A 25,638-nucleotide genomic window follows, 5' to 3' on the forward strand; every position below is an offset into this window, starting at 1 on the left:
TTGGGGCGAAGCAAGGCGTCGCGCCCTGGGAGCGGTGCCAGACGGGGGCCTACGCGGGGCGCTGCGAGCTCTCGCGCACGAGGATCTGCAGGGGCAGGCGCACGGTCATCGGATCGGCGTCCGGCTGCTCGAGACGCCGTGCGAGCAGCTGCACGGCGGCCCGGCCGAGGTCGATCATCGGCTGGCGCACCGTCGTGAGCGTAGGACGCGAGAGCGCCGCCGCCTCGAGGCCGTCGAAGCCCGTGACCCGCACGTCGTCGGGCACGCGGACGCCCGCCGAGCTGAACGCCTCGATCGCCCCGAGAGCCATCTGATCGTTGGCCGCGACCAGCACCGACGGCACGCCACGGTCGATGAGCTGCTCGGCGGCGGCATGACCGGACGCCCGGGTGAAGTCGCCGCGGAGCACGATCACGTCGTCGATCGCGACCCCGGCCTCGGTGACGGCGGCGGCGAAGCCGTCCCAGCGCTGCGCGCCGTCGGGAGAGTCCTCCGGGCCGCCGATGAAGGCGATCTCCCCGGCATCCGCCTCAGCGAGCACCAGGCGGGTGAGTTCCGTCATCGCCTCGGCGTTGCTCACCGTCACATGGTCGTAGCTGTCGCCCCGCGCCGGGCCCGAGAGCACGACGACCGGGATCCGCTGGGCGAGCCGCGCGAGCACGTCGTCGGGCACGCTCTGCGCGAGCACCATCAGCCCGTCGACGCGTCCCGCGATGTCGCGCACGGTCTCGCGCGTCGGGTCGTCGCGACCGACGCCGATCATGAGCACGAACCCCTGCTTCCACGCCTCGAGCTCTGCCCCGCGCAGCACCTCGTCGAGGAACAGCATCGTCGGATGCGGCGCGCCCGCGTCGGAGGGCGCAGTCTTCTCGACGGTGAACGGCGGCGCCTCGGCCTGGCCGTCGGCGAGGACGTCGAGCACCGGTGCATCTTCCGACGCGTCGAAGCCCGGGAAGTAGAGCCCCAGCACGCCGGTGCGGCGCTCCGCGAGGCCGCGCGCGCTGCCGCTGGGCACGTAGCCGAGCGCGGTGACCGAGTCGAGCACCCGTTCGCGCGTGGCCGGGCGCACGGCATCCGGCTGCCGCAGCACGCGCGAGACGGTGGCGATCGACACTCCGGCGCGGTCTGCGACGTCGTAGACGGTCGCCTTCTTGCTCACCCTCGATCCTCCTCCGGTCGCGTGTGCACCAGGGTACTCGGCGCCGCCCGGGCGACGAGCGAGCCGTGTGGGCGGACGCTGATCTCGTCGGCCTCGCGGCCGCGGGCCTCGGTCGACACCACCTCGAAGCCGGCGTCGGCGAGGACAGCGGCGAGGGCATCAGTCGACCAGAAGTATGCCGGCGCGACCGCGTGCGCGAACGGCTTTCGCGGCTCGCCGTCGAAGAACCCGATCAGGATGCTGCCTCCCGGGGCGAGCACGCGGGCGAACTCGACGAAGATCGCCCGCACGTCGGCGGGCGGGGTGTGGATCAGCGAATACCAGGCGAGGATGCCGCCGAGCGACCCCGCCTCGAGCGGAAGGTCGCGGAACGAGCCGAGGTCGAACGGGATGCCCGGATGCCGTTCGCGCGCGGTCGCGACGAACTCCCCCGACAGGTCGATCCCCCGCACCGAGCGTCCGCCGCGACTCAGGAATCCGGTCCAGTGCCCGGGCCCGCACCCTGCGTCCAGCAGCGGGCCGTCGGTGCCATCGCGCCAGGACTCGATGACCGCGGCATCCCTGGCATCCATCTGCTCGATCGTGCCGGCGACGGCGACGTACTCCGCCGCCCGCGCGTCGTAGGCGGCGGCGACACCGGCATCCGCCGTCGTCATGTGCGAGCGGCGAGCGCGGCCTGATAGAGAGCACGCGACGACAGTCCGGTCGCCGCGGCGACCTCGGCGCATGCCTCTTTCAGACGCACACCGGACGTCACGAGTCGCTGCACCTGCGCCAGAGCGTCGTCTGCGGATGCCTCGCGGCGAGGCGCACCTTCGACCACCACGACGATCTCGCCCTTGACGCCGGCCGTCGCCCACTCGACCAGCTCGGCAGAGGTGCCGCGGCGCACCTCCTCGTAGAACTTGGTCAGCTCCCGGCAGACGGCGATGCGGCGGTCGTCGCCGAACGCCACCCCCATGTCGGCCAGAGACGACGCCAGCCGGGCGGGCGATTCGAAGAAGACCATGGTCCGAGGCTCGGCGGCGAGCGCGCGCAACGTCGAGCGCCGGTCGCCGGGCTTGCGCGGGAGGAACCCCTCGAACGTGAAGCGATCGGTCGGCAGCCCCGAGATCGACAGCGCCATCAGCACGGCGCTCGGGCCCGGGATGGCCGTGACCGTGACTCCCTGAGCCACGGCTTCGGCGACCAGCCCATAGCCGGGGTCGCTGATGGCCGGCATCCCCGCATCGCTCACCACGACGACGTCGGTCTCGATCGCGAGGGCCGCGAGCTCTGCCGCCTTCTGCTTCTCGTTGTGATCGTGCAGGGCGATCAGACGCGGACGGTTCGCGATCTGCAGAGCCTGCATGAGGCGCTGCGTGGTGCGGGTGTCCTCCGCGACGACGACCTCGGCGTTCTCCAGCACCTCGATGAGGCGACGCGAGACATCCCCGAGGTTTCCGATCGGTGTTGCGGCGAGGATGATCACCTGCCCAGCTTAGGCGGCGCCCATCGGCGGAGTGTCTAGGCTGGTGCGGTGACCGCGCCCCTGCCTCTGCTGCCTCCTCCCGAGCAGCGCCTGACGCGCTACGAGCGCCTGCGCGACCGCGTGCTGCAGGATCCCGACTGGGGACGCATGGTGCGCTGGTTCGCGCCGCTCGTTGTCACCGCTCTCGCCGCGGTGCTGCGCCTGGTCAACCTCGGTCATCCGCACCAGCTCGCCTTCGACGAGACCTACTACGTCAAGGACGCCTGGTCGCTGTGGACCCTGGGATACGAGGGCACCTGGGGCAAGGATGCGAACGAGGCGTTCATCACGCTGCAGCAGTTGCCGCTGTCGGACGCCGGGGCGTTCGTCGTGCATCCACCCCTGGGCAAGTGGCTCATCGCGTTGGGGATGGCCGTCGGGGGTCCGGACAACACAGTCGGCTGGCGCATCGCGACGGCGATGCTGGGCGCCGCCACGGTGCTGCTCGTCTATCTGGTCGCCCGCCGACTGACCGGGTCGATCGTGGTGGCGACCGTCGCCGGAACCCTGCTGGCCATCGACGGGCTCAGCATCGTGATGAGTCGCACCGCGCTGCTCGACGGTCCGCTGACGTTCTTCCTCCTGCTCGGCGCGCTGTTCATCCTGATCGACCGCGACCGGTCGATCCCCGTGCTCGAACGCGCAGACTTCGAGACCGACTCCCCCGCGCCGATGTGGGGACCCGTGCTCTGGCGGCGCCCCTGGCTGATTGCGGCCGGCATCGCGCTCGGGGCGGCCTGCGCCGTCAAGTGGTCGGGGCTCTATGCGCTCGCGGCCTTCGGGCTGTACGTCGTGGTGACGGATGCTCTGGCCCGACGCCGCGCCGGGGTCGTGCTCTGGCCGACGGCGGCCGCCTTCCGCCAGGGGCCTGTGTCGTTCGTGCTGCTCGTGCTGCCGGCGCTCGCCACCTACCTCGTGAGCTGGACGGGGTGGCTCGTCACCGACGGAGGCTACGCCCGTCAGAGCGACCCGAATCCGCTGATCGCTCTGTGGAACTATCACGAGGCCATCCTCAACTTCCACGTCGGCCTCAGCACAGGCCACCCGTACGCGAGCCCCGCGTGGGAGTGGCCGCTGCTGCTGCGCCCCACGGCGGTCTGGGTGGCCGGCGATCCGGGTCCGTGCGGCGTCGATCACTGCATCGCGGTGATCTCGACGATCCCCAACCCGCTGATCTGGTATTCCGGGGTCGCGGCGGCTCTCTACCTGCTCTACCGTCTCGTGCGCGGGTGGGCCGAGCGGCGCCCCGTCGGCCCTGTTCTCAGCTTCCCGCTGGTCGGTCTCGCGGCGACGTACGTGCCCTGGCTGCTGTTCCCCGAGCGGACGATCTTCCAGTTCTACACGGTGGCGATGGCACCGTTCCTCGTGCTCGCGCTCGCGGTCGTCCTCCGTCAGATCGCGGGGCGCCGCGAGGACACGCTGCACCGCCGCCAGTCCGGCGAGCGCACGGTGATGGTCTTCCTCGTCGTCGTGGTGCTGGTCTCCGCGTTCTTCTACCCGGTCTGGACGGGCATGAGCGTGCCGTACGACTTCTGGCTCCTGCACAACTGGCTGCCCGGCTGGATCTGACCCGTCAGTCGCCCTCCCCCGCGACATGCTCGACCAGAGGCAGCACGCGACCGGACAGGTGCGTCCGCATCGCGATCGACGACGCCGTGCGAGCGACCCCCGGCACCAGAGCGACACGGTCGAGCACTTCCTGCAGCTGGGTCGCATCACGGGCGACGAGCCGCAGCTGCATGTCGCTCGCTCCGGTGACCGTGTGCATGTCGACGATCTCGGGCACCGCGTCGGCGAGGGCCGTGGCGACGTCGTCGTGCCCGACCTTCTGATCGATCTCGACGAGGCAGAACGCGACGACCCCGTAGCCGAAGCCGGCGGGGTCGACACGGGGCACGATCGCCTCGATCACTCCGCCCTCGTGCAGTCGGGCAAGCCGGCTCGTGGCGGTTCCCCGAGCGACGCCGAGACGTCGCGCGCACTCGAGGATCGGCAGCTGGGGAGACTCGGTGAGCATGCGGATCAGCTCGGCGTCGAGACGATCGATGCGCATGGTCAGTCCACGACCGAGCGGTCGCGCTCGCTGGTGACCCCGGGGCGCGAGGCATTCCGTGTGAGTCGCGCGACGATCAGCAGCACGAGGGTCAGACCGATCGTCAGCAGCAGCTGCACGCGGGCGGCCTCGTCGATCATGGTCAGCGCGATGACACCCGCGAGGAGCGCCAGGCACAGCCAGGACAGCCAGGGGAAGCCCCACATGCGCATCGGCATCGCCGCACCCGCACGATCGGCGCGGCGGCGCAGGATGATCTGCGAGACCGCTGTCGCCGTCCAGATGATGAGCAGCGTCGACCCGACCACGTTGAGCAGTGCAGGAAGGACCACATCGGGGAATGCCCAGTTCAGCCCCACGGTGATGAATCCGAACGCGACCGAGGCCAGCACGGCCACGGCCGGCACGCCCTTCGCCGTCGTGCGCGTCGCCGCGAGCGGCGCCAGGCCGCGCTCGCCGAGCGAGTAGGCCATGCGCGAGGCTCCGTAGATGTTCGCGTTCATCGCCGACAGCAGCGCGATGACGACGATGAGGTCCATCACGAGGCCGACTCCCGGCAGCTGCAGCGTACTGAGCACTGCAGAGAACGGGCCGTCCTTGACCGCGGGATCGTTCCACGGGAGCACCGACACGATCACGAAGATCGAGCCGACGTAGAAGATGAGGATGCGCACGAGGACCTCCCGCACGATGCGGCGGATGTTGCGCGCGGGATCGTCGGATTCCGCGGCGGCGATCGCGACGACCTCGGTGCCGCCGAACGCGAAGACCACGATGAGGAGCGCCGCCGCGATGCCCGTGAGGCCGTTCGGGGCGAAGCCGCCGTTGTCGACGAGGTTGCTGATGCCGGTCGCCGGAACACCCGGGATGAATCCCAGGATCGCGCACACGCCGACGACGAGGAACACGATGATCGCGGCGACCTTGATCGCCGCGAACCAGAACTCGAACGTGCCGTAGTTGCGCACCCCGAACAGGTTGACCGCGGTCAGGGCGACGACGAAGACGAGCACCCACGCCCAGGCCGGGATGCCGGGGACCCAGGCCGCGATGATCCCGGCGGCGCCGGTGGCCTCGGCGGCGATGACGACGACGAGCTGGATCCAGTAGAGCCAGCCGACCGCACTGCCCGCGCTGCGCCCCATCGCCTTCTGCGCAAACGAGCTGAAGGCCCCGGAGCTCGGGCGGGCGGCGACCATCTCGGCGAGCATCGCCATGATGAGCACGACGATGCCGCCGGCGACGAGATAGGAGATCAGCACAGCGGGACCGGCGATGCTGATCGCCTGACCCGAACCGACGAACAGCCCGGCGCCGATCGCGCCGCCGAGTCCCATCATCGAGATCTGACTGCGGGTCAGCCCCGGGTGCAGACCTTTCGTCGTTGTCGTCGTGGTCGCAACCGCGGTCATGCGCGTGCCTCCTGCAGTGCGGTCTCAGCCTGGAGCGCTGACTGCACCCGGTCTATGTCCTCCATTGAACCCGATGAGATGCGGATCCCCTCACCCGCGAACGCCCGGGTGATCACCCCGCCCTCACGCAGCACCGACTCGAGCTCGTCGGTGCGGTCGCCCGCCGGCACCCAGACGAAATTCGCCTGCGACGCGACCGCGAGCCATCCCGCCGCCACCAGCAGGTCGTGCAGGCGTTCCCGGTGGGCGACGACCTCGTCGATGCGCTCGGCGAGTTCGTGCTCGGCGTCGAGCGAGGCGAGCGCGGCGGCCTGGGCCAGGTCCGTCACGCCGAACGGAACCGCGACCTTGCGCTGCCTGTCGGCGATCGACGACGGCGACAGCGCGTAGCCGATGCGCAGACCCGCGAGCCCGTAGGCCTTGGAGAACGTGTGCAGCACCGCGACGTGCGGATGCCGGCGGAAGAGCTCGACACCCGCGCCTTGGGACTCCGTGCGGTCGAAGTGCACGTACGCCTCATCGATCACCACGAGCACGTCGTGGGGCACGGCGGCGACGAACGCCTCGAGCTGGTCGGCGCCGACCACCGTGCCGGTCGGGTTGTTCGGGTTGCACACGAAGATCAGGCGGGTCCGCGGCGTGATCGCGGCGAGCATGGCCTCGAGGTCGTGGGTGTGATCCGCGGTCAGGGGCACCGCCACCGGACTCGCTCCGGCGATGCGCACCAGCGACGGGTATGCCTCGAACGATCGCCAGGCGAACATCACCTCGTCACCGGGCCCGGCGACCGCGTGGATGAGCTGCGAGGCGATCTCGACCGAGCCCGCTCCGACGGTGACGGAGGCCGAATCGACGCCGTACCGCTCGGCGAGGCGCTCGCGGAGCGCAGAGGCGCTCATGTCGGGATAGCGGTGCATCGAGGCGAGGCGCTGCTGCACCGCGTCGATGACGGACGCGAGGGGCGGATGCGGCGACTCGTTGGAGGAGAGCTTCGAGGCACCGGCCGGAGCGGAACGCCCCTGCCGGTAGGCGGGCACGGCATCGAGTCCGGCACGGGTGGGGAGGGTCATCGTCTGAGCGTCCTTGCTGAGATGCGGGTGCGGAGCCCTAAGGCTCCGTGAGCTGTCGCGCAACACTAGACCGGATCTCTCCGACTGGGCAATCGGTGCAGCATCCGGTGCACAACGCGCGCAACCGGCGGGGTGGATCGGGCTCAGAGGTGAGCAGACTGCGCAGGCCTCGGTCAGCGCGTGCGAGACAGCTGCGAGGGATCGCTCACAGGAAGCCGGCACACGAACGAGCGGCAGTCGAAGGCCAGCTCCCCCGCGTCGCCCTTGCCCTCGAACAGCTCGAAGCCGGCCTCCGCGAAGGCTTTCGCCTGCCCTGGCGCGACGATCGCGACCACGTCGGCCTCTGCAGCGCGCGCCGCGGACGCGAGGTCACCCGCCGGCGCGTCGGTGACGACGACCAGCTGTCTCGGCGCGTCGACGAGGCCCGCCGCCACGCGCAGCAGGCTGCCGTGTGCGAACGGCTGAGCGACAGCCTGTGCCGCATGCTCCCGCACGCGCTCGACGGCTGCCTCGCGATACCGGTCCCCCGCCCCGAGCCGCCAGGCGGCAAGGGATGCGGAGGCGACCGCGGCCGCATCCGAGGGCAGATCCCCGTCGGTCTGGTCGGGCGCTGCGGCGATGCCGTGCTCGGCGAGCAGCGGGTCGCCGTCGAGTCCCGCGATCGCCGCGTCGAGCAGGGTGCGCCCCTCGATCGCCCACGCGGCCTCGCCGGTCGCTGCGGCGAGCGCGAACAGCCCCTCGGCCAGAAGAGCGACATCGGCCGCCGTCGCGACGGCACCCGAGGCGACGCCGTCGAGCGAGGCGCGCACGAGCGATCCGGCCGAGTCCCGGTTGACTCTGAGCACGAACTCCGCGGCGTCGACCGCGACCTGCACCCACGAGCTCTCCGAGAGTGCGGCGCCCGCCCGTGCGAGCGCCGCGATCGCGAGGCCGTTCCACCCGGTGATGACCTTGCCGTCGACGGCCGGGGGCTCGAGACCTGCCCGGTCTGCGACCGGACGCAGATAGTAGCCGCCCTCGCTGCGCTGACCGTCGATCCACGACTCCGAGTCCTGAGCGGCGCCGAATCCCCCACCCGAGCGGCGGAGGGTGCCGGTGAGGAAGCCCGCGACGCCACGCGCGGTCGCTTCGTCCCCCGCGTCCAGGGCGACCGCGAGCAGCTGGGCGTTGTCGGTCAGCATCCGCTCGTAGTGCGGCACCGTCCAGTCGCGCTGCGTCGCGTAGCGGAAGAATCCTCCGTCGGCATCGCGGAGGTCGGATGCCGACATCGCGGCGAGCGCCCGCCCAGCCGATGCCGCCGCATCCGGCGCCTCCCGTCGCACCAGCGGCGTCTGCAACAGCCCCAGCGTCGTCGCGACCGGGAACTTCGGCGCGCCGCCGAAGCCGCCGAACTGCCGGTCCTCTCGCGCCGCGATCGCCTGCGCAGCGCCCGCGATCGCCGCGGCGTCCGGCAGCTCGGAGGGAGTCGTGGCGGCAGCCCTCGCCAGAGCCTCTGCCACGGCGTCCGCGGACTCTTCAGCCTGTGTCCGGCGGTCGCTCCAGGCCTCCTGCACCGCGGCCAGCACGTCACGGAACGCGGGCATCGGCTGTCGAGCCACGGGCGGCCAGTAGGTTCCGGCATAGAAGGTGCGGCCTCGCGGAGTCGTGAAGACGGTCAGCGGCCAGCCGAGATTCTGCGTGAACGCCGACGCGGCGGCCATGTAGGCGCCGTCGACATCGGGATGCTCCTCGCGGTCGACCTTCACCGCCACGAAGTCGCGATTGATCAGCGCGGCCGTGTCGGGGTCGGCGAACGACTCCCTGGCCATCACATGACACCAGTGACAGGTCGAATACCCGGTCGAGATCAGCAGCGGCACATCTCGTCGCTGCGCCTCGGCGAAGGCCTCGGGACCCCAGGGATACCAGTCGACAGGGTTGTCGGCGTGGGCGCGGAGGTACGGGCTGAGCGTGTCGGCGAGCCGGTTCGTCATACGACCACGCTACGCCGATCGCGCGGTGAGACGGTCAGGAGACGAGCAGCTCCACCGGTCGGGATGCCGCATAGCCGACGAGCGGCAGCGCGCGCTCGGCCGCGAGGGCGATGCGCGTGCGGAGCACATCGGACGCGATCACGTAGCCGTCGAAATCGGTGTCGCTGGCGTAGACCCCGAGTGGCAGCGTCAGCGCCTGGAAGAACGCGAACAGCGGACGCAGCTGGTGCTCGATGATGAGTGCGTGACGCTCGCCGCCGCCGGTGGCGGCGAGCAGCACCGGCTTGCCGACGAGTTCGTACTGTCCCACGAAGTCGAACAGGTGCTTGAACAGACCGGTGAACGACGCCCGGTAGACGGGGCTGCCGACGATCAGGAGGTCTGCGGCCTCGATCGCCACCAGCTTCTCCTCGACACGCGCCGGAAGCTGGTCGCGCCGAAGAGCACCCGCCAGCGAGGGCCCGATGTCGGTGAGCTCGATGACCTCGATCTCGACCTCGGCGCGCTCGGCGATCGCTGCGGCGATCGCACGGATGAGGGCCGTGGTCTTGCTGGGCTCGTGCAGAGAGCCGGAGACGGCGACGACGCGGTAGGGAGCTGTCATGCCGACGACGCTACTCACGACGACGCCCCGTGTCGCGGGAAGCGACACGGGGCGTCATCTGTGGACACGGAGCGTTTCAGTTCACCTCGTCGGGGTGCGATCCGACCCGGCCCGAGCCGTCGAGCGGGTCGAGCGCGTCGATGGCCGCGACCTCGGCGTCGGAGAGCTCGAACCCGAACACGTCGAGGTTCTCGCGCAGGCGCTCGGCCCGCACCGACTTCGGGAAGACGATGAATCCGCGCTGCAGGTGCCAGCGCAGCACGGCCTGTGCGGGAGTGACGTCGTGCGCCGCTGCAGCCTCGGCGATAGCCGGCGTGCCGAACAGGTCGTACTTGCCCTGGCCGAGCGGGCCCCACGACTCGATGCGGACGCCGTGCTCGGTCGCCCAGTCGACGATGTCGCGCTGCTGGTAGGCCGGGTGCAGCTCGATCTGGTTGACCGCCGGCGTCACACCGGTCTCGGCCACCACGCGCTCGAGGTGCGGAACGAGGAAGTTCGAGACGCCGATGCTGCGCGTCAGCCCCGCCTCGCGCAGCTCGACGAGCTTCGCGAAGGCGTGCACATAGTCGTCCTTGGCCGGGGTGGGCCAGTGCACGAGGTAGAGGTCCACGGCGTCCAGCCCGAGCTTCTCGAGACTCTCGGCGATGGCCTTGTTGGGCTCGTCGTCGTGGTGGCGGTCGTTCCAGAGCTTGGTCGTGATGAACAGCTCGTCGCGCGGGATGCCGGAGGAGGCGATCGCCGCCCCGACGCCCTCTTCGTTGCCGTAGATCGCCGCCGTGTCGATGTGGCGGTAGCCGATCTCGAGCGCCTCGCTCACGGCGCGTTCGGTCTCGTCGGCCGGAACCTTGAACACCCCGTAGCCGAGCTGTGGGATGGAATGGCCGTCGTTCAGTTCGAGTGCAGGAATCGTCATGAATCCACCCTACGACCTGTGATGACAGGCTGCCCAGGAGGAACTGCCGCCATCCTCGCTGCGACCCAGCCCACGAGCCTTTCGAGAGGACCGCGCCCGAACAGGATCGACCACAGCGTGGTGAGAAGGAGCAGCGCGACGGCGGTCGCCGCCCAGAAGGCGTTGCTCGAGAAGAAACCTCCGGGTCCTGCCACGAGCGCGACCGACAGCACGTGCACGCTGTATGCCGACAACGGCATCGACCCCAGCGCCCCCAGCGGAAGCAGCACGGCACGCAGCGGGCCGCTCAACAGCACGCACAGCGCGATGATCGACAGGGCGAAACCGCCGGAGCCGAGGATCTCGGCCGTGCCACCCGAGTGCGGGTCGACGGCGAAGATCGCTCGGACGACGGCGCCCCCCGGATCCGCCGCGGCCAGGGCATCGGAGTAGGAGCTCCACCCCGCGGCGGGCTCGCCTCGGGCGATCGAGGAGCCGGAGCCCAGGCGGGTGACGCCCCCGACGAGACCGAGTCCGTAGCCGACGACCATGAGCCCCACGCCCACGCCGAGTGCGATCGCCGCGGTCTCGAGCTTCTCGACGTGCAGACGCCCGAGGGCCATGCCGCCGAAGACGAACGCGAGCCACGCCGTGATCGGATACGAGCCGTACAGCACCAGGCTGATCCCGGCGCCGGACGGGTCGAGGGTGAGCGCGGCGAGCAGCGCGAGCAACGCCGGGGCCGCGAGCGCCAGGATGCCGGCGGCGAGCAGCAGCTTCCACGGCTGCCACCGGAGGAACGGGATGACGGCGACGTAGAGCAGCCCGTAGAGGGTCAGGATCACGGCGATCGGAGTGTTCAGCATCTCGAGCGCGAGACCGATCATGAAGATCACCGCTCCGCGACCGACCAGCTGCAGGCGGAGGCTCGGCATCCGCTCGGGGTCGGGCAGCACGTGGCGGCCGGTCATCAGGGCGATCGAGACGCCCGCGAGCACGGCGAAGAGGATCGATGATCGACCGTGCACGAGGTCGGTCCACGTCGACAGGTCGAACGGATCGAACGCCTCGGTCTCGCCGATGTGCGCCCCGGCCATGCCGAGGATCGCCAGCCCTCGGGCGACGTCGAGTCCGAGGATGCGCGGAGCCCGCCCGAACTCGTGGAACCACCGCGATGCGGGAAGAGGCTTCGGCACAGTGCTCACGGATGAATCGTACGATGGGAGTTCTATGCCTTCTCCCGTGATCTTCTATCCTCCCGAGCTGCCCGTCAGCGCCGCGCGGGAGGAGATCGCCGACGCCATCCGCGACAACCAGGTCGTCATCGTGGCCGGAGCCACGGGCTCGGGAAAGACCACGCAGCTGCCGAAGATCTGCCTCGAGCTGGGCCGTGAGCGCATCGCCCACACGCAGCCGCGCCGTCTCGCCGCCCGCACGATCGCCGAGCGCGTGGCCGAGGAGATGCAGGTCGAGCTCGGCACGCTCGTCGGCTACAAGGTGCGCTTCACCGACAAGGTCTCGGACGAGACGCGCATCGCGCTGATGACCGACGGCATCCTCCTCAACGAGATCCACCGCGACCGGCTGCTGCGCCGCTACGACACGATCATCATCGACGAGGCCCACGAGCGCTCGCTCAACGTCGACTTCCTGCTGGGTTACCTCGTGCGGATCCTTCCCGAACGACCGGACCTCAAGGTGATCATCACCTCGGCGACGATCGATCCCGAGAGCTTCGCCCGACACTTCGCCACGCCCGAGGGCGAGCCTGCGCCGATCATCGAGGTGTCCGGCCGTACCTTCCCGGTCGAGATCCGGTATCGGGCGCAGACCGACGAGACCGAGGAGTCCGACGAGGTCACGGCCATCGTCGCGGCTCTGCGTGAACTCGACCGCGAGGACCCGGGCGACGTGCTGGTGTTCCTGCCCGGCGAGGCGGAGATCCGCGATGCGGCGGATGCCGTGCGCGGCGCGTATTCGAAGGACCGCTCCCCCACCGAGGTGCTGCCGCTCTATGGACGGCTGTCTGCGGCGGAGCAGCATCGGGTGTTCGAGAGGAGCCGCGTCGCCGGGGTGCGCCGCCGCGTCGTGCTCGCGACGAACGTCGCCGAGACCAGCCTTACCGTTCCCGGCATCCGCTACGTGATCGACACCGGCACGGCGCGCATCTCGCGCTACAGCAACCGCTCGAAGGTGCAGCGGCTGCCGATCGAGGCGATATCGCAGGCCTCGGCGAACCAGCGGTCTGGCCGCGCCGGCCGCACCAGCGACGGAATCGCGATCCGTCTCTACAGCGAGGAGGACTTCGATAAGCGCGCTGAGTTCACCGAGCCCGAGATCCTGCGCACCTCGCTCGCCTCGGTGATCCTGCAGATGCTGTCGCTCGGCTTCGGCGACATCACCGCGTTCCCGTTCCTCACTCCGCCCGACTCGCGCGGAGTCAAGGCCGCGGTCGACCTGCTCACCGAGCTGGGCGCCGTCACCGGCAGTGGAGACTCGCCGCGACTGACCCGCATCGGCCGCGACATCTCGCGCATCCCGATCGACCCCCGCTTCGCGCGCATGCTGATCGAGGCCGGACGCCCGGGCGGCGCCGACGTCACGCGCGACGTGCTCGCGGTCGTGGCCGGCATGTCGATCCAGGATGTGCGCGAGCGCCCGTCGCAGGAGGCGCCGCAGAGCGTGCGCGATGAAGCCGACCGCATGCACGCCCGCTTCGCCGACCCGACGAGCGACTTCCTGTCGATCCTGAACCTGTGGAACCACCTCCGGGAGCAGCAGCGCGAGCTCGGTTCGAGCGCCTTCCGACGCCTCTGTCGCTCGGAGCACCTCAACTACGTCCGAGTGCGCGAATGGTTCGACGTCCACCGTCAGCTGCGATCGCTCGTGCGGGAGAAGGACTCGTCGCGGAGCGGCACCGCAGACCCGGACGCGATCCACCGCGCCCTGCTCGCCGGGCTCCTGTCGCAGATCGGCATCCTCGACGAGCGCAACACGGGCAAGGGACTCGATCCGAAGAAGAAGAGGATGGCCGAGTATCGCGGCGCGCGCGGCATCCGCTTCTCGATCTTCCCCGGATCCGCACTGCGCAAGAAGGCCCCGCAGGCGGTCATGGCCGCCGAGATCGTCGAGACCTCCCGCACCTACGCCCGCACGGTCGCCGCGATCGACCCGGCCTGGGCCGAGGCGCTCGCCGGCGACCTCGCGAAACGCCAGGTCACCGAGCCGCACTGGTCGAAGGATGCCGGTGCGGCCGTCGCCTACGAGAAGGTGACGCTGTTCGGGGTCGAGATCATCCCGCGTCGGCGTGTGCAGTTCGCCCGCATCGACCGGGCGGCGTCGCGCGAGATGTTCGTGCGACACGCCCTCGTCGAGGGCGAATGGGATCCGACGCGCATCGACAAGCGGGTGAGCGCGTTCTGGCGCAGCAACGCCGAACTGCGCAAGCGCCTGGAGAAGCTCGAGGAGCGCGAGCGTCGGCGTGACATCCTCGCGGGCGACGAGGCGGTCTTCCGCTTCTATGACGAGCGGATCCCGTCCGATGTCTTCGACATGCGCTCGTTCGAGAAGTGGTGGCGCGACGCTCTGGCGGCGACCCCGAAGCTGCTCGTGATGCGCGAGGCCGACCTGCTCGACGATGAGAGCAGAGCGGATCAGAGTGAGTTCCCGACCCGGTGGACGCAGGGCGACCAGGTGCTCGGACTCGCCTACCGCTTCGAGCCCGGTGCCGCGGACGACGGCGTCAGCGTCGTGATTCCGCTCCCCCTGCTGGCGCAGATCGAGGATCGCGGCTTCGACTGGCAGGTTCCGGGCCTCCGCGCCGAACTCGTCACGGGCCTGCTCCGCGCACTGCCGAAGGCGATCCGCCGCCATGTGGTTCCCGCCGCCGATTGGGCCGACAAGTTCGGCGCCGAGCTCGCCGGCGAAGGCCCGGAGTCGCACGGCGGCCTCCCGGCACGCACGCTCAAGGAGGCGCTCGCACGTCTCATCCAACCCCTCGCGAATCAGCTCGTCTCCGCTGCCGACTTCGAAGACGATCGCGTGCCGGCGCACCTGCGCATGAACTTCCGTGCCGTCGACGAGCGTGGTCGGGTGGTCGGATCGAACCGCGACCTCAGCGTGCTGCAGGCGGAGCTCGCCGATCGGGCGCGCAGCAGTGTGGCGCGGTCGATCGCCTCACCGCCGCGCCGGCCCGGGCCGCGAAGCGGGCCGCAGCACGTCGCCGCGCCCGCCTCGATCGAGAGGCATGACCTCATCGCGTGGACGTTCGGCGACCTGCCAGAGGTGCTCGACACCCGGGTGGCCAGCGGAGTGGTGCGCGGCTACCCAGCCATTGTCGATCAGGGCAAGACCGTCTCGGTGCGGGTGGAGGCCACGGCGGATGCGGCGGCAGCGGCGACCCGCGCCGGCGTGCTGCGCCTCGTGCTGCTGAGCGTGCCCTCGCCCTCGTCGTACGTGCAGCAGCATCTCACCAGCCAGGAGAAGCTCGCACTCGCGGCGTCTCCCTACCAGTCCGCCGCAGCGCTCATCGAGGACTGCCGGGCCGCCGTTGTGCAGAGCCTGATCGACCGGGCGCATCCCGGCGGCATCATCCGCACCGAGGCCGACTTCGTCCGTGTGCGCGACGCCGTGTCGGCATCCCTCGTCGACGACCTCTTCGCCTGTGTGTCGCTCGTGGCGCGCATCCTCACCAAGGCCCGTGACGTCGAGCGCGGCATCAAGTCGCAGAACTCTCTCGCGCTTCTCGGTCCCCTCAACGACATCCGCACCCAGCTCTCGGGCTTGCTGCACCCCGGGTTCATCTCGACGGCCGGGATCGAGCGCCTCGCGCACTTCCCGAGGTACCTCGACGGGATGCTCGATCGACTGAAGACCCTCGCGAACGAGCCAGGCAAGGACCGCACCCGCATGAGCGAGTTCGAGCGCATGGCGACGGTGTTCGAGGATGCCGGGGGCACGATCCCGCTCGCCTGGGACGCGTCTCCCGCGCTCGTCGAGACGCGCTGGCTGCTCGAGGAGTATCGCGTGAGCGTGTTCGCGCAGCGCCTCGGCACGGCTCAGCCGGTCTCTCCGCAGCGGATCATGAAGGCGCTGTCGTCTCGGGGGTAGCCTGAATCCATGGCTCGCGCGATCGTCTACACAGAGTTCGGTTCCCCTGATGTGCTGCACGAGATGGAAGTTCCTGATCCCATAGCGCTCGGCGGCGAGGTCGTCGTTCGCATCGAGGCGGCGGGCGTCAACCCCATCGATGCCAAGCTGCGGTCGGCGAAGCGGCCGTCTCCGCCCATCGAGGAACCGCGCACGGTCGGATTCGACGGCGCCGGGGTGATCGAGTCTCTCGGCGACGACGTCGAGGGATTCGTCGTCGGCGACCGTGTCGCGATCCGCGACACGCGTGGCACCTACGCGAGCCTGCTCGCGGTGCCGGCCGAGCACCTCGTGCTCTTGCCGGACGCCGTCACGGCTGCCGAGGGCGCCGGCATCGGCATCCCCGCGGGCACCGCCTACCAGGCACTGAAGTCGCTGGGGGTGCAGGACGGCGATGTGCTGCTCGTGCACGGCGGCTCGGGCTCGGTCGGGCAGGCGGCCGTGCAGTTCGCCGTGGCCTGGGGCGCCACCGTGATCGCCACCGCCAGTCCAGCGCGGCACGATCAGCTGCGTGAACTGGGCGCGATCCCGGTCGCCTACGGCGAGGGGCTGCTCGAGCGTGTGCGCGAGGCCGCCCCCGATGGTGTGACGGTCGCGCTCGACTGCGCGGGCACCGACGAAGCCATCGAGGCATCGCTCGAGCTGGTGGCCGACCGCGACCGCATCGCGACGATCGTCCGAGGCCCGGATGCCGCATCGTTCGGCATCCGTGCGTTCTCGGGCGGCTCCCCCACGCCGCTGACCGAGCAGGAGCTCGCCTGGCGGGCCGAGGCACTGCCGGCGACCGTCGACCTGATCGCGGCCGGCGACTTCACGATCGAGCTCGGGCCCGAACTTCCGCTCTCCGACGCCGCACAGGCCCACGAGCTCGTGGAGTCCGGCGAGGCCTCGGGCAAGATCGTGCTGGTCCCGTAGGCCCTCAGGACCAGACGCGGGCGGCCGTGGAGGCGGCGGCCATCGAGATCGAGTTCGCGGTGATCAGCCGGCGCGTGGCTTCGGCGAGCGCTGATCGCATGCTCCGGAGGGCGCTCGACCACTCGTGCTGCGCTCGGTCGTATGCTCGCTGTGCCTCTCCGTCCCAGGCGTCCCCCAGACGTTCGACCTCGGAATCGAGGACCGCGAGTTCACGCTCGATGGCCTTCACGGCGAGTGCGAGCTGCGCGATCGTCTCCGCGACCGCGTCGTGGCGGACCGAGACCTTCACCGGAGCTCCGAGAGTTCCTGCGCGAGGTCGAGTTCGCGCAAGACATAGGGTGCCGACACGACCTCGCTGAGGTAGAACATGTGAAAAATCGCCGCGGCCTCGTCGGCGGTGAAGATCTCGTTCGTGAACACCCGAACCGCGCGGTCGTCGCTCATGGGGATGAGGGTGGTGGTGCCGTCGACGACCTCGGGCCTGCCGACGGTGTACAGGTGGTGCTCGCCGTCGGAGCCGGGGAAACCCACCTCCACGGTCATCGCGTCGGCTGAGCCTGCGGCCTGAATGAACGAATCGTTCGCGGGCTTGAGGTAGCCGTCAATCGCTGTCGGATCCGCACCGCGCCAGATCGAATACGTGTAGTCCGTGCGTGCGTCCAGCCAATCCAGCGTGCGTCGGATCTGGTCTGGGATCGGTCTAAATTCGTCCGTCAACCAGCCCATTCGGCCATCGCTCGCGGCCTGGACGAAGGGTCCATAGAGCGTCATCGTTCCTCCGAGAGTTCGTGCGAGAGATCCAGTCGGCGCAGCACGTAGGGCTGCGCGGCGGCATCGGTGAGGTAGTAGGTATAGAAGATGACCGCGGCCTCGTCGGCGGTGAAGACCTCGTTCGAGAACACTCGCACCGCGCGGTCGTCGCTGATGGGGATGAGAGTCGTCGTGCCGTCCGCGGGCTCGGGCCGTCCGACGGTGTAGAGATGAGTCTCACCATCAGGGCCGGGAAGCCGCGCCTCGACCGTCATCGCGTCGGCGGAGCCCGCGGCCTGCATGAACGAATCATTCGCCGGCACGCGGTATCCCACGGTGCTCGACGGATCCGAGCCGGGCCAGATGATGTATGTGTACTTGGGGCCGCCATTCAGATGGCCGAGCATGAGTCGTAGGTGATCAGGGATCGGGCGATACCCGTCAGTCACCCACCCCTGCATTCCGCTTGGCGACTGCTCTCCGTGCGTGAATGGCGCTCTCATGGGATGTCCTTGTTGTCTACCCGCGTGATCAGAATGTCTTCCCCGTCCCCCCAGCAATCATGCGTCGACGTTAGCAAGCTATACGTCGTCATATGGAGACACTCGACAGAATGCCGATACTCTCGCAAAAACGACCAGCCCACCCCGGCGGTGATGCCTGCGGGGTGGGCTGGTCGTGAGTCGTCTGCTCGGGCTACGCGGGAGCCACCGGCCTGCCGATCGAGAGCATCAGGCGGTTGGCCCAGTTGAAGAAGGCCGCGCCGTGGATGACGTCGGCCACTTCGAGGTCGTCGAGTCCCGCCGCGCGCAGGCGGACGATCTCGTCGGCGCCGAAGGTGCTCGGGGTGTCGGTCAGGGCGACCGAGGCCGCGACCACCGCATTCCACCGCTCGCCAAGGTCGGCCTCCACGCCCTCATCGAGCAGCAGGTCGACGTCGTCGACCCGCTTGCTGTGGTGCGCCGCGAAGCGCGAGTGCACCGAGGCGCAGAACACGCAGCCGTTGCGGCGCGAGGCGGCGGTGGCCGAGAGCTCGCGCTCGGCACGCGGAAGACCCTCCTTGGCGTTGTAGAAGATGTCCTTGTCGACGAGCGTTCGCGCCTTGAGCACCTCGGGGTCGCGCGCGAGGAGGCGGAAGTAGTCGTTCTTCGCCCGCGACGCGTCGACGAGGCCGTCGTAGTGGCGCTCGGTCAGCTCGTCCTCGGCGAGCGGCGGCAGATGAGGGGTCCAGCCGACCTCAGCTCGCGTGAAGGACTCGGGATGCGGTGCGTCGTCGTGAAGAAGCTCGGTCATGCCGCCTCCTCCTCGGAATCGGATGCCGCGGCCACGCCGGCGGCGGAGAGAACGCTCAGTCCGGTGATCACGCGCTGCTGGAACGCCAGGAAGGACACCAGCTGCGACAGGGTGACGATGCCGTCGGCCGACCATCCCGCATCGAGCAGTCGCTGGATGTCGGCGGCCGCGGACTCGCGCGGACGGAAGACGAGCAGGTGCGCGTGCGCGAGAGCGGCAGCCAGACGCTCGCCGAGCACGCCGGCGACCTCGACCGACGGCGTGTAGCGCTGGCCCTCGGTGTTCTCATCCTGCAGACCCGCTTCGGTGTACGAGCCGAAGGGCCCGGTCACCGCAGCATCCGTGGCCTCGGCGATCACGACCGCCGCACGCTGCGGGTCGGCTGCCAGGGCGCGCTCTGCGTAGAACGTGCCCGTCGCATCCGAGTCCCCGGCGAGACGCGTGGCGAAAGCGGCGATCAGTTCGCGCTCGGCCTGCGACACCTCCGCCGTGGAGACGGGGCTGAAGAGCGCGTCGAAGCTCGCCTGCAGCTGCTCCCTGGTGACAGGGCGACGGCGCCGCAGCGCGTCGAGCTCGGGCGTCACCCCTACGATCTTGTCGACGATGTCGATGGTCATGCCTTCTCCTTGATGGTGTCGGTGAGCGTGTAGCCGAGGGCCGGTGCGACCTGCTCGGCGAAGAGCTCGATCGAACGCAGCACGTGCTCGTGCGGGGCGTCGACCGAGTGCACCTGGAACGCGACCTCGGTGGCCCTGCCGAGCGTCGCGTCGGCGGCGAGCGATTCGGCCACCTGCTCGGGGGTGCCGAGATGCGTGTCGAGCGCGACGATCAGCTCGTCGAGGTCGTCACCGGGGATCGTCTGCCCCTGGCGCCGGAATCCCTCGGCCGCGCGGCGCAGACCGACCTCGGCGAACCGCAGGGCCTCCGCACGATCGTCCGCGACGAACACCGTGCGCGAGGCGGTGACGCGGGGGGCGACCCCGTCGGGGAGCGCCTCGAGATAGGTGTCGATGATCGGATCCTGCAACGCCGCAAGCGGGGTGTGCAACGCATCCGTCGACCGCGGCTGGGTGCGCGACAGCAGCAGCCCGTGCCCGTGGATGCCGGCGCGATAGCCCCCCGGCGCCGAGAAGGTCGCCTGCCAGATGCGGTCGCCGAGGGTGCCGGCATCCGGGTAGAGCGTGTTGTCGGCGCCGATGTCGCGCCCCGCCAGGGCGTCGAGCAGCAGCCGGAGCTTGCGGTCGTAGGTGGGCGCCTTGTCGCGCACGTCTTCGCCGAACGGCACGAACGACGAGGGCGTCCCCCCGCTGCCGAGCCCGAGGTCGAGGCGTCCGCCCGAGAGCAGGTCGGCGACCACCGCATCCTCCGCGACGCGCACCGGGTCTTCCAGCGGCAGCGTGACGACACCGGTTCCGAGACGGATGCGGGAGGTCTGCGCCGCGACGCTCGCGAGGTAGACGAGCGGCGAGGGAAGGCCGCCCTCCGCCGCGCGGAAGTGGTGCTGGGCGACCCAGGCGCGGCCGATGCCATGCCGTTCGGCGTGCCGGATCTGCTCGGTGGCCAGCGCATAGCGCTCGGCCGGCGACGCGTCATCGAGCAGCCGCGTGAAGAAGGCGATCGTGGGTGCGGTCATGCGGGCTGCTCCGTTCGTCCCGGAACGGCTGCGAGCAGCTCCCGGGTGTAGTCGTGCTGGGGGTCGTGGAAGATCTCCTCGGTGACGCCCTCCTCGACGATCCGCCCGCGGCGCATCACCGAGACGGTGTGGCTGATCCTGCGGACGACGGCGAGGTCGTGCGAGATGAAGAGGTAGGTGAGGCCCAGCTCCGCCTGCAGGGAGGTGAGCAGTTCGAGGATGCGCGCCTGCACGGTGACGTCGAGGGCCGACACCGCCTCGTCGAGCACGACGATCTCGGGGTCGATCGCGAGGGCCCTGGCGATCGCGACACGCTGACGCTGCCCGCCTGAGAGCTCCCGAGGCGTGCGCTGGGCGAGATCGCTCGGCAGCGACACCCTGTCGATCAGGGCGAGCGCGCGATCCCTGCGCTCGGCGCGCGAACCCACTCCGAAGTTCTGCAGCGGCTCGGCGATGATGTCGACGACCTGCTGCCGCGGATCCAGCGACGCGAAGGGGTTCTGGTAGACGAGCTGGATCCGGCGGCGGAGCGCCCGCAGCCGCTGGCCCGACAGCCCGGTCACATCGACGCCGTCGATCTCGATCGTGCCGGCGTCCGGCTCGTGGAAGCGGGTGATCAGCCGCGCGGTCGTCGTCTTTCCCGATCCGGACTCTCCCACCAGGGCATGCGTGGTCCCCCGCCGCACCCGGAACGACACGTCGTCCACGGCGCGGAATCGCTCGCGCCCGGCGACACGGAACTCCTTCACGAGACCGGTCGCGGTGATCGCGAACGGGTTCTCGGCCGCGACAGCCGCTGCATCCCGCAGGAAGGTCGGAGCCTCGGGGCGACGGAACCCGGTCGTGAACGCCGGGGCATCGGCGAGCAGCTGCTTCGTGTAGGCGTCCGACGGGGCCGCCAGCACGTCCCCGCTCGTCCCTTGCTCCACGATGCGGCCGTCCTTGAGCACGACCAGGCGCTGGGCGCGGTCGGCGGCGACGCCGAGGTCGTGGGTGACCAGCAGGATGCTGGTGCCCTCCTCGCGGCGCAGCTCGTCGAGGAGGTCGAGCACTTTGCGCTGCACGGTCGCGTCGAGAGCGCTCGTGGGCTCGTCAGCGATCAGCAGCCGTGGCCGCAGCGCGATGGCCGAGGCGATCAAGACACGCTGGCGCATCCCGCCCGAGAGCTCATGCGGGTACTGCTGCGCGCGAAGATCCGGATCATCGATGCCGACCCGGTCGAGGAGCTCGACCACCCGTGCGCGCCGGGAGCGCCGGTCGCGGTGGCCGTGCAGCTTCAGCACCTCCTCGACCTGCGCGCCGATCGGGCGCACGGGGTCGAGCGAGGTCACCGGATCCTGCGGCACGAGACCGATCTCCGGACCCCGGATGCCGCGCAGCGCGCGATCCGTCCATCCCGAGATGTCGAGATCGCCCAGACGCACCGTGCCGCGGTCGACCCTGCCGCCCGCGGGCAGCAAGCCGAGCAGCGCGTGCGCGGTGGTCGACTTGCCCGACCCCGACTCTCCGACGAGCGCGAGCGCCTCTCCCTCGGCGATCTCGAAGGAGGCGCCGTGCACCACCTCGCGGCGGCCGGCTCGGGTGGCATACGAGACGGCGAGGCCGTCGACGGTGAGCACGCTCATCGCGGGTTCCTTCCGATGCGGTGCGAGATGCGGTTCGCGCTGAGCACGACGACGACCACGACGAGTCCGGGCAGCGCCGTGAGCCACCACGCTGTCGCGATGTAGTTGCGTCCCTCGGCGATCAGCAGCCCCCACTCAGGGGTGGGCGGCGGTGCTCCGTAGCCGAGGAAACCCAGAGTCGAGATGGCGAGGATCGCGGTGCCGAACTGCAGGGCGGCGAGGGCGACGATCGGCGTGAGCGAGTTCGGCAGAACGTGACGACGGAGCACCGTGAAGAAGGTGCCGCCGCTGCCGTATGCCGCCTCGACGTACTCGCTGCGGCGCACTCGCGCGACCTCCGACCGCATCAGGCGGGCGAAGGCCGCCACGCTGCCGAGGCCCACGGCGATCGCCGCGTTCACGGTGCCGAAGCCGAGGAGGATGATCACCGAGAGCGACAGCAGCAGGCCGGGGATCGCGAGCAGCACGTCGACGACGCGCATCAGGATGTCATCGACGACACCGCCGATCGCACCGGCGACCGCACCGAGGAGCGTGCCGAGCGCGAGACCGACCGTGACGGCGATGAGCGCGCCCGACAGCGAATGCACCGCGCCGTGCACGACGCGGCCGAACAGGTCGCGACCGAGCGCGTCGGTGCCGAACACGTGCGTGGCGCTCGGTGGCAGCAGCTTGTCGGCGGGAGTGCCGGTGAGCGGGTCGCCGGGTGCGAAGACACCGGGGATCACGGCCCAGAGCACGGCGACCGCGACGACGGCGATCGCGAGATAGAGGCCCCACGGCAGGGCCAGCAGGCCGCGCGCGCGTCGAGGGGGTCGGGTGATCGTCCCGGCATCCTGCGGCGGTGTCTCGGGCGGGGTGTCGACGGATGCGGCCACGGCGGCGACGGTCATGCCGATGCTCCTGTCTTCGCGAGGGTGCGCTGGCGCGGATCGATGAGCGGCGTGACGAGGTCGACGGCGAAGCTGATGAGCACGAAGCCGAGCGCCGACAGCAGCACGACGCCCTGCAGCACCGGGATGTCCTGGTTCGACACGGCCTGCTCGGTGAGACGGCCGATGCCGGTGCGGCCGAACACGGTCTCGGTGACGACTGCTCCCCCGACCAGCTCGCCGAACAGCACGCCGGCGATCGTGAGCGTGGGCAGGGCGGCGTTGCGGGCGACCGAGCGGGTGAGCACCCACGACGGCGGCGCGCCCTTGGCACGGACCACCGTGATGAACGGCTGCGCCTGTACCTGGTCGATCGCCCGCACGAGCACCTGGGCGAGCGGGGCGGAGATCGGCACGGCGAGGGTCAGCACCGGAAGGATGAGCCCGGCGACCGGGTCGGCGCCGACGATCGGCACCCAGCCGAGACCGAACGAGAATACCTGGATCAGCAGGATGCCGAGCCAGAACACGGGAATGGCGACGAACAGCCCCGGCACCTGACGGATGCCGTCGCGCAGCCATGCGAACGGTGCGAGAGACGAGAGCCCCGCGACGAGCACGGCGATCAGCAGCGCCACGACGAGACCCAGCGATGCGAGCAGCACGGTCGACGGCAGCGCCTCGGCGAGCATGTCCAGCACCGGGGTGCCGAACTGCGTCGAGAAGCCGAAATCGCCGGCCGCGAAGCCCAGACCCGCATGCACGTACTGCTGCCACCACGGCAGATCGGTGCCGTAGGTGGCGCGGATGCCGTCGAGCTGCTCCGGCGACAGCCCGAGGCTGGGGTCGGAGAACTTGATCAGGATCGCGTCTCCCGGCAGCAGCTGCAGCAGGAAGAAGGTGGCCGTGAAGGCCGCGATCAGAACGATCGCGGCCTGCCCGGCTCGTCGCAGGACGAAGCTCATCGGTGCACCGTGTCAGTCACGCTCAGTGCTCGGCGAGCCAGACGCCCGAGAAGGTGGGGCGACCGACCGACTCGAAGTCCACACCGTGCACGTAGGTGGCGGCGCCGTAGACCTGCGGCTCCTCGAACAGCGGGATGACGTAAGCCTGTTCGGCGATGTAGTCCTGAACGGCCTGCGATGCCTCGGCCCGCTTCTCCGTGTCGGGCTCCGAGGCGACCGCCTCCAGCAGCGCGTCGAGCTCGGCGTCGTTCGAGATCAGCGCGTCGCGGTTCTTCGTGTAGTACTGGCTCTTGATGACGTCGAAGTCCGCGCGTCCGACCATCGAGTGGTAGAACCCCGTCTTCAGCGGGTCACGGGTGTCCTCCGCGTACGAGCCCGCGTCCGCCGGCTTGACCGTGAGCTCGACCCCGACCTTGGCGAGCTGCTGGGCGACCAGTTCGAGAGTCTGCTTCGACAGCGGCTGGGGCGCGGCCTCGTAGACCGTGATCGCCAGGCGCTCGCCGTCCTTCTCGCGGATGCCGTCGGACCCTGCCGTCCAGCCGGCCTCGTCGAGCAGCTTCTCCGCCTTCTCGGGGTCGTAGGCATAGTGCTCGGACTCGTCCTTGTAGCCGAGCGCCTCCTGCGACAGCACCGAGGTGGCGACCGGGTAGTTCTCGGTGAACAGGGTGTCGACGACCTCCTGCGCGTCCACCGCGGCGACCAGGGCCTGACGCACCTTGATGTCGCTCAACACGGGGTTCTCGGGGCGCAGCGACAGGGAGTTGTTCACGCCGCGGGTCTGCGGCGCGTACAGCGTGAAGCCCGCGCTCTCGACGCGGTCCTCATCGAACGCCTGCACGTAACGCACGTAGTCGGCCTGGCCCGCGAGCAGCGAGCCGATGCGCACCGAGTCTTCGGGGGTGACCAGCACGTGCACGGCGTCGACGTACGGGCGCCCCTGGTTCTCGGCGCTCTCGGGCGCCCATGCGTAGTCCTCACGGGCGGTCAGGGTGAACTCGGTGCCGAGCTTCTCGTCGGTGAGGGTGAAGGGTCCGGCGCCGATGATCTCCTCGGCGTTGCCCGCCCCGAAGTCCTCGATCGTGCCGTCGAGCGTCTCGGGCGAGAGGAGGCCGGAGTTGATGGTCGACGTCGCCTGCAGGAAGCCCGGCGCGGGGGCGGAGAAACGGAAGGTAACCGTGTCGTCGTCGACGACCTCGCTCGAGGCGTAGTTGTTGATCGCCTCGGAGACCGTCAGGCCGCGCTCGGGGTCGCCCAGACCGTAGGTGTCGAAGTTCTTGGCGACGGCAGCGGCATCCACCGGCGTGCCGTCCGAGAAGGTGACGTCCGGCTTCAGGTTGAAGGTGTACTCGGTGGCGTCGTCGTTCACGGTCCAGTCGGAGGCGATCCACGGCTCGATCTCGAGCGAGTCGGGGTTCTGCCACGTGAGACGGGCGGTGATGTTGTTGACCACGCCGCCGTTCGGGTAGAAGCCGGCCTGCGGCGGGTAGAGGTTCGTGAACGTCTGGTGCTCGAGGTAGGTCAGCGTTCCTCCGGTGACGGGGTCTCCCGCGTCGGCGGAGGCGCCACTGGGTGCGGGCGAGGATGCGCAGGCGGCGAGGCCCGCCGCGAGGACGAGCGGAAGCGCGACGGCGGCTGCGCGGATGAGACGGCGGTTCATGCGAGTCCTCCTGGACGGGATGCTGTGGTGGTGCGGTGTGCGGGTGAACGTCACGCTAGGGACTCTCCCGGCCGAGGGGCGAATGGGGTCGTCATGTGCGGACCTGG

The 25,638-nt window shown here is 70.1% G+C and carries 23 protein-coding genes; 3 read left to right on the forward strand and 20 right to left on the reverse strand.

The window, feature by feature from the left end; genetic code table 11:
- Positions 1-49: 49 nt before the first annotated feature.
- From AB0N61_RS00885 to rsmI, 3 genes are read right to left on the reverse strand one after another with little or no spacing between them, the layout of a single operon-like run.
- Positions 50-1,159: a LacI family DNA-binding transcriptional regulator gene (locus AB0N61_RS00885; RefSeq protein WP_363361080.1), complete on the reverse strand. Its 1,110-nt coding sequence runs from the start codon at positions 1,157-1,159 to the stop codon at positions 50-52.
- Positions 1,156-1,815: a class I SAM-dependent methyltransferase gene (locus AB0N61_RS00890; RefSeq protein WP_363361082.1), complete on the reverse strand. Its 660-nt coding sequence runs from the start codon at positions 1,813-1,815 to the stop codon at positions 1,156-1,158. Before AB0N61_RS00890 ends, AB0N61_RS00885 begins: the two co-directional genes overlap by 4 nt.
- A complete protein-coding gene (rsmI, locus tag AB0N61_RS00895) occupies positions 1,812-2,630 on the reverse strand; it encodes a 16S rRNA (cytidine(1402)-2'-O)-methyltransferase (RefSeq protein ID WP_363361084.1) in 819 nt (272 codons plus the stop codon). The genes AB0N61_RS00890 and rsmI overlap by 4 nt, the downstream gene beginning before the upstream one ends.
- Before the next feature lie 48 nt (positions 2,631-2,678).
- Between rsmI and AB0N61_RS00900 the strand changes: the two genes are divergently transcribed.
- Entirely contained in the window at positions 2,679-4,238 is a 1,560-nt protein-coding gene (locus AB0N61_RS00900; protein ID WP_363361086.1) for a phospholipid carrier-dependent glycosyltransferase, read from the forward strand.
- Positions 4,239-4,242: 4 nt separating this feature from the next.
- On the opposite strand, the gene AB0N61_RS00905 is transcribed toward AB0N61_RS00900, so the two are convergent.
- From AB0N61_RS00905 to AB0N61_RS00935, 7 genes are all read right to left on the reverse strand, one after another.
- Positions 4,243-4,722: an Lrp/AsnC family transcriptional regulator gene (locus AB0N61_RS00905; RefSeq protein WP_363361088.1), complete on the reverse strand. Its 480-nt coding sequence runs from the start codon at positions 4,720-4,722 to the stop codon at positions 4,243-4,245.
- Positions 4,723-4,724: 2 nt separating this feature from the next.
- Positions 4,725-6,134, reverse strand: a complete 1,410-nt coding sequence (locus AB0N61_RS00910; protein WP_363361090.1) for an amino acid permease — start codon at positions 6,132-6,134, stop codon at positions 4,725-4,727.
- Positions 6,131-7,204, reverse strand: a complete 1,074-nt coding sequence (gene hisC / locus AB0N61_RS00915) for a histidinol-phosphate transaminase (protein ID WP_363361092.1) — start codon at positions 7,202-7,204, stop codon at positions 6,131-6,133. The genes AB0N61_RS00910 and hisC overlap by 4 nt, the downstream gene beginning before the upstream one ends.
- A 173-nt stretch (positions 7,205-7,377) precedes the next feature.
- Positions 7,378-9,177 carry a DUF255 domain-containing protein gene (locus AB0N61_RS00920; RefSeq protein ID WP_363361093.1) on the reverse strand — a complete coding sequence of 600 codons (1,800 nt, stop codon included), beginning with the start codon at positions 9,175-9,177 and terminating at the stop codon, positions 7,378-7,380.
- A 34-nt stretch (positions 9,178-9,211) separates the two neighbouring features.
- Entirely contained in the window at positions 9,212-9,781 is a 570-nt protein-coding gene (gene msuE / locus AB0N61_RS00925) for an FMN reductase (protein ID WP_363361094.1), read from the reverse strand.
- 76 nt (positions 9,782-9,857) lie between these two features.
- Positions 9,858-10,694: an aldo/keto reductase gene (locus AB0N61_RS00930; protein WP_363361095.1), complete on the reverse strand. Its 837-nt coding sequence runs from the start codon at positions 10,692-10,694 to the stop codon at positions 9,858-9,860.
- Complete coding sequence (locus AB0N61_RS00935; RefSeq protein ID WP_363361096.1) at positions 10,691-11,878, reverse strand: heparan-alpha-glucosaminide N-acetyltransferase domain-containing protein; 1,188 nt, start codon at positions 11,876-11,878, stop codon at positions 10,691-10,693. Before AB0N61_RS00935 ends, AB0N61_RS00930 begins: the two co-directional genes overlap by 4 nt.
- Before the next feature lie 25 nt (positions 11,879-11,903).
- Between AB0N61_RS00935 and hrpA the strand changes: the two genes are divergently transcribed.
- The gene (gene hrpA / locus AB0N61_RS00940; RefSeq protein WP_363361098.1) at positions 11,904-15,782 is read left to right on the forward strand and encodes an ATP-dependent RNA helicase HrpA; all 3,879 of its coding nucleotides are present in this window, start codon (positions 11,904-11,906) and stop codon (positions 15,780-15,782) included.
- Between the two features lie 9 nt (positions 15,783-15,791).
- Positions 15,792-16,736, forward strand: coding sequence for an NADP-dependent oxidoreductase (locus AB0N61_RS00945; RefSeq protein ID WP_363361100.1), 945 nt, complete (start codon positions 15,792-15,794; stop codon positions 16,734-16,736).
- A 4-nt stretch (positions 16,737-16,740) separates the two neighbouring features.
- Here AB0N61_RS00945 and AB0N61_RS00950 read toward each other — a convergent pair whose 3' ends face one another.
- The 10 genes from AB0N61_RS00950 to AB0N61_RS00995 all read right to left on the reverse strand — a co-directional run bounded on the left by AB0N61_RS00950 (position 16,741) and on the right by AB0N61_RS00995 (position 25,531).
- The gene (locus tag AB0N61_RS00950) at positions 16,741-17,025 is read right to left on the reverse strand and encodes a WXG100 family type VII secretion target (RefSeq protein WP_363361101.1); all 285 of its coding nucleotides are present in this window, start codon (positions 17,023-17,025) and stop codon (positions 16,741-16,743) included.
- Positions 17,022-17,507, reverse strand: coding sequence for a hypothetical protein (locus AB0N61_RS00955; RefSeq protein WP_363361103.1), 486 nt, complete (start codon positions 17,505-17,507; stop codon positions 17,022-17,024). Before AB0N61_RS00955 ends, AB0N61_RS00950 begins: the two co-directional genes overlap by 4 nt.
- Positions 17,504-17,893 (reverse strand): hypothetical protein, encoded by a 390-nt coding sequence (locus tag AB0N61_RS00960; protein ID WP_363361104.1) that lies wholly within the window; start codon positions 17,891-17,893, stop codon positions 17,504-17,506. The genes AB0N61_RS00955 and AB0N61_RS00960 overlap by 4 nt, the downstream gene beginning before the upstream one ends.
- 289 nt (positions 17,894-18,182) lie before the next feature.
- Complete coding sequence (locus AB0N61_RS00965) at positions 18,183-18,779, reverse strand: alkylhydroperoxidase domain protein (protein ID WP_363361106.1); 597 nt, start codon at positions 18,777-18,779, stop codon at positions 18,183-18,185.
- The gene (locus AB0N61_RS00970; protein WP_363361107.1) at positions 18,776-19,396 is read right to left on the reverse strand and encodes a CMD domain protein; all 621 of its coding nucleotides are present in this window, start codon (positions 19,394-19,396) and stop codon (positions 18,776-18,778) included. The genes AB0N61_RS00965 and AB0N61_RS00970 overlap by 4 nt, the downstream gene beginning before the upstream one ends.
- Positions 19,393-20,412, reverse strand: a complete 1,020-nt coding sequence (locus AB0N61_RS00975) for a putative FMN-dependent luciferase-like monooxygenase (protein WP_363361109.1) — start codon at positions 20,410-20,412, stop codon at positions 19,393-19,395. The genes AB0N61_RS00970 and AB0N61_RS00975 overlap by 4 nt, the downstream gene beginning before the upstream one ends.
- Positions 20,409-22,037, reverse strand: a complete 1,629-nt coding sequence (locus AB0N61_RS00980) for an ABC transporter ATP-binding protein (RefSeq protein WP_363361110.1) — start codon at positions 22,035-22,037, stop codon at positions 20,409-20,411. Before AB0N61_RS00980 ends, AB0N61_RS00975 begins: the two co-directional genes overlap by 4 nt.
- Positions 22,034-22,930, reverse strand: coding sequence for an ABC transporter permease (locus tag AB0N61_RS00985; RefSeq protein ID WP_363361112.1), 897 nt, complete (start codon positions 22,928-22,930; stop codon positions 22,034-22,036). Before AB0N61_RS00985 ends, AB0N61_RS00980 begins: the two co-directional genes overlap by 4 nt.
- On the reverse strand, positions 22,927-23,874 hold the full coding sequence (locus tag AB0N61_RS00990) for an ABC transporter permease (RefSeq protein ID WP_363361114.1): 948 nt from the start codon (positions 23,872-23,874) through the stop codon (positions 22,927-22,929). The genes AB0N61_RS00985 and AB0N61_RS00990 overlap by 4 nt, the downstream gene beginning before the upstream one ends.
- Before the next feature lie 22 nt (positions 23,875-23,896).
- Positions 23,897-25,531 carry a TIGR04028 family ABC transporter substrate-binding protein gene (locus tag AB0N61_RS00995; protein ID WP_363361116.1) on the reverse strand — a complete coding sequence of 545 codons (1,635 nt, stop codon included), beginning with the start codon at positions 25,529-25,531 and terminating at the stop codon, positions 23,897-23,899.
- Positions 25,532-25,638: the final 107 nt, after the last annotated feature.

Source organism: Microbacterium sp. NPDC089320, from assembly GCF_040684875.1.
Taxonomy (GTDB): Bacteria; Actinomycetota; Actinomycetes; order Actinomycetales; family Microbacteriaceae; genus Microbacterium.

Excerpts from the sequence above, each read along its gene's own strand:
- hisC (WP_363361092.1), bottom strand. The coding sequence starts at position 7,204 with ATGACCCTCCCCACCCGTGCCGGACTCGATGCCGTGCCCGCCTACCGG.
- AB0N61_RS00990 (WP_363361114.1), bottom strand. The coding sequence starts at position 23,874 with ATGAGCTTCGTCCTGCGACGAGCCGGGCAGGCCGCGATCGTTCTGATC.
- msuE (WP_363361094.1), bottom strand. The coding sequence starts at position 9,781 with ATGACAGCTCCCTACCGCGTCGTCGCCGTCTCCGGCTCTCTGCACGAG.
- AB0N61_RS00975 (WP_363361109.1), bottom strand. The coding sequence starts at position 20,412 with ATGACCGCACCCACGATCGCCTTCTTCACGCGGCTGCTCGATGACGCG.
- AB0N61_RS00985 (WP_363361112.1), bottom strand. The coding sequence starts at position 22,930 with ATGACCGTCGCCGCCGTGGCCGCATCCGTCGACACCCCGCCCGAGACA.
- AB0N61_RS00920 (WP_363361093.1), bottom strand. The coding sequence starts at position 9,177 with ATGACGAACCGGCTCGCCGACACGCTCAGCCCGTACCTCCGCGCCCAC.
- hrpA (WP_363361098.1), top strand. The coding sequence starts at position 11,904 with ATGCCTTCTCCCGTGATCTTCTATCCTCCCGAGCTGCCCGTCAGCGCC.
- AB0N61_RS00890 (WP_363361082.1), bottom strand. The coding sequence starts at position 1,815 with ATGACGACGGCGGATGCCGGTGTCGCCGCCGCCTACGACGCGCGGGCG.
- AB0N61_RS00980 (WP_363361110.1), bottom strand. The coding sequence starts at position 22,037 with ATGAGCGTGCTCACCGTCGACGGCCTCGCCGTCTCGTATGCCACCCGA.
- AB0N61_RS00910 (WP_363361090.1), bottom strand. The coding sequence starts at position 6,134 with ATGACCGCGGTTGCGACCACGACGACAACGACGAAAGGTCTGCACCCG.
- AB0N61_RS00945 (WP_363361100.1), top strand. The coding sequence starts at position 15,792 with ATGGCTCGCGCGATCGTCTACACAGAGTTCGGTTCCCCTGATGTGCTG.
- AB0N61_RS00965 (WP_363361106.1), bottom strand. The coding sequence starts at position 18,779 with ATGACCGAGCTTCTTCACGACGACGCACCGCATCCCGAGTCCTTCACG.
- AB0N61_RS00970 (WP_363361107.1), bottom strand. The coding sequence starts at position 19,396 with ATGACCATCGACATCGTCGACAAGATCGTAGGGGTGACGCCCGAGCTC.
- AB0N61_RS00905 (WP_363361088.1), bottom strand. The coding sequence starts at position 4,722 with ATGCGCATCGATCGTCTCGACGCCGAGCTGATCCGCATGCTCACCGAG.
- AB0N61_RS00955 (WP_363361103.1), bottom strand. The coding sequence starts at position 17,507 with ATGACGCTCTATGGACCCTTCGTCCAGGCCGCGAGCGATGGCCGAATG.
- AB0N61_RS00960 (WP_363361104.1), bottom strand. The coding sequence starts at position 17,893 with ATGCTCGGCCATCTGAATGGCGGCCCCAAGTACACATACATCATCTGG.
- AB0N61_RS00995 (WP_363361116.1), bottom strand. The coding sequence starts at position 25,531 with ATGAACCGCCGTCTCATCCGCGCAGCCGCCGTCGCGCTTCCGCTCGTC.
- AB0N61_RS00930 (WP_363361095.1), bottom strand. The coding sequence starts at position 10,694 with ATGACGATTCCTGCACTCGAACTGAACGACGGCCATTCCATCCCACAG.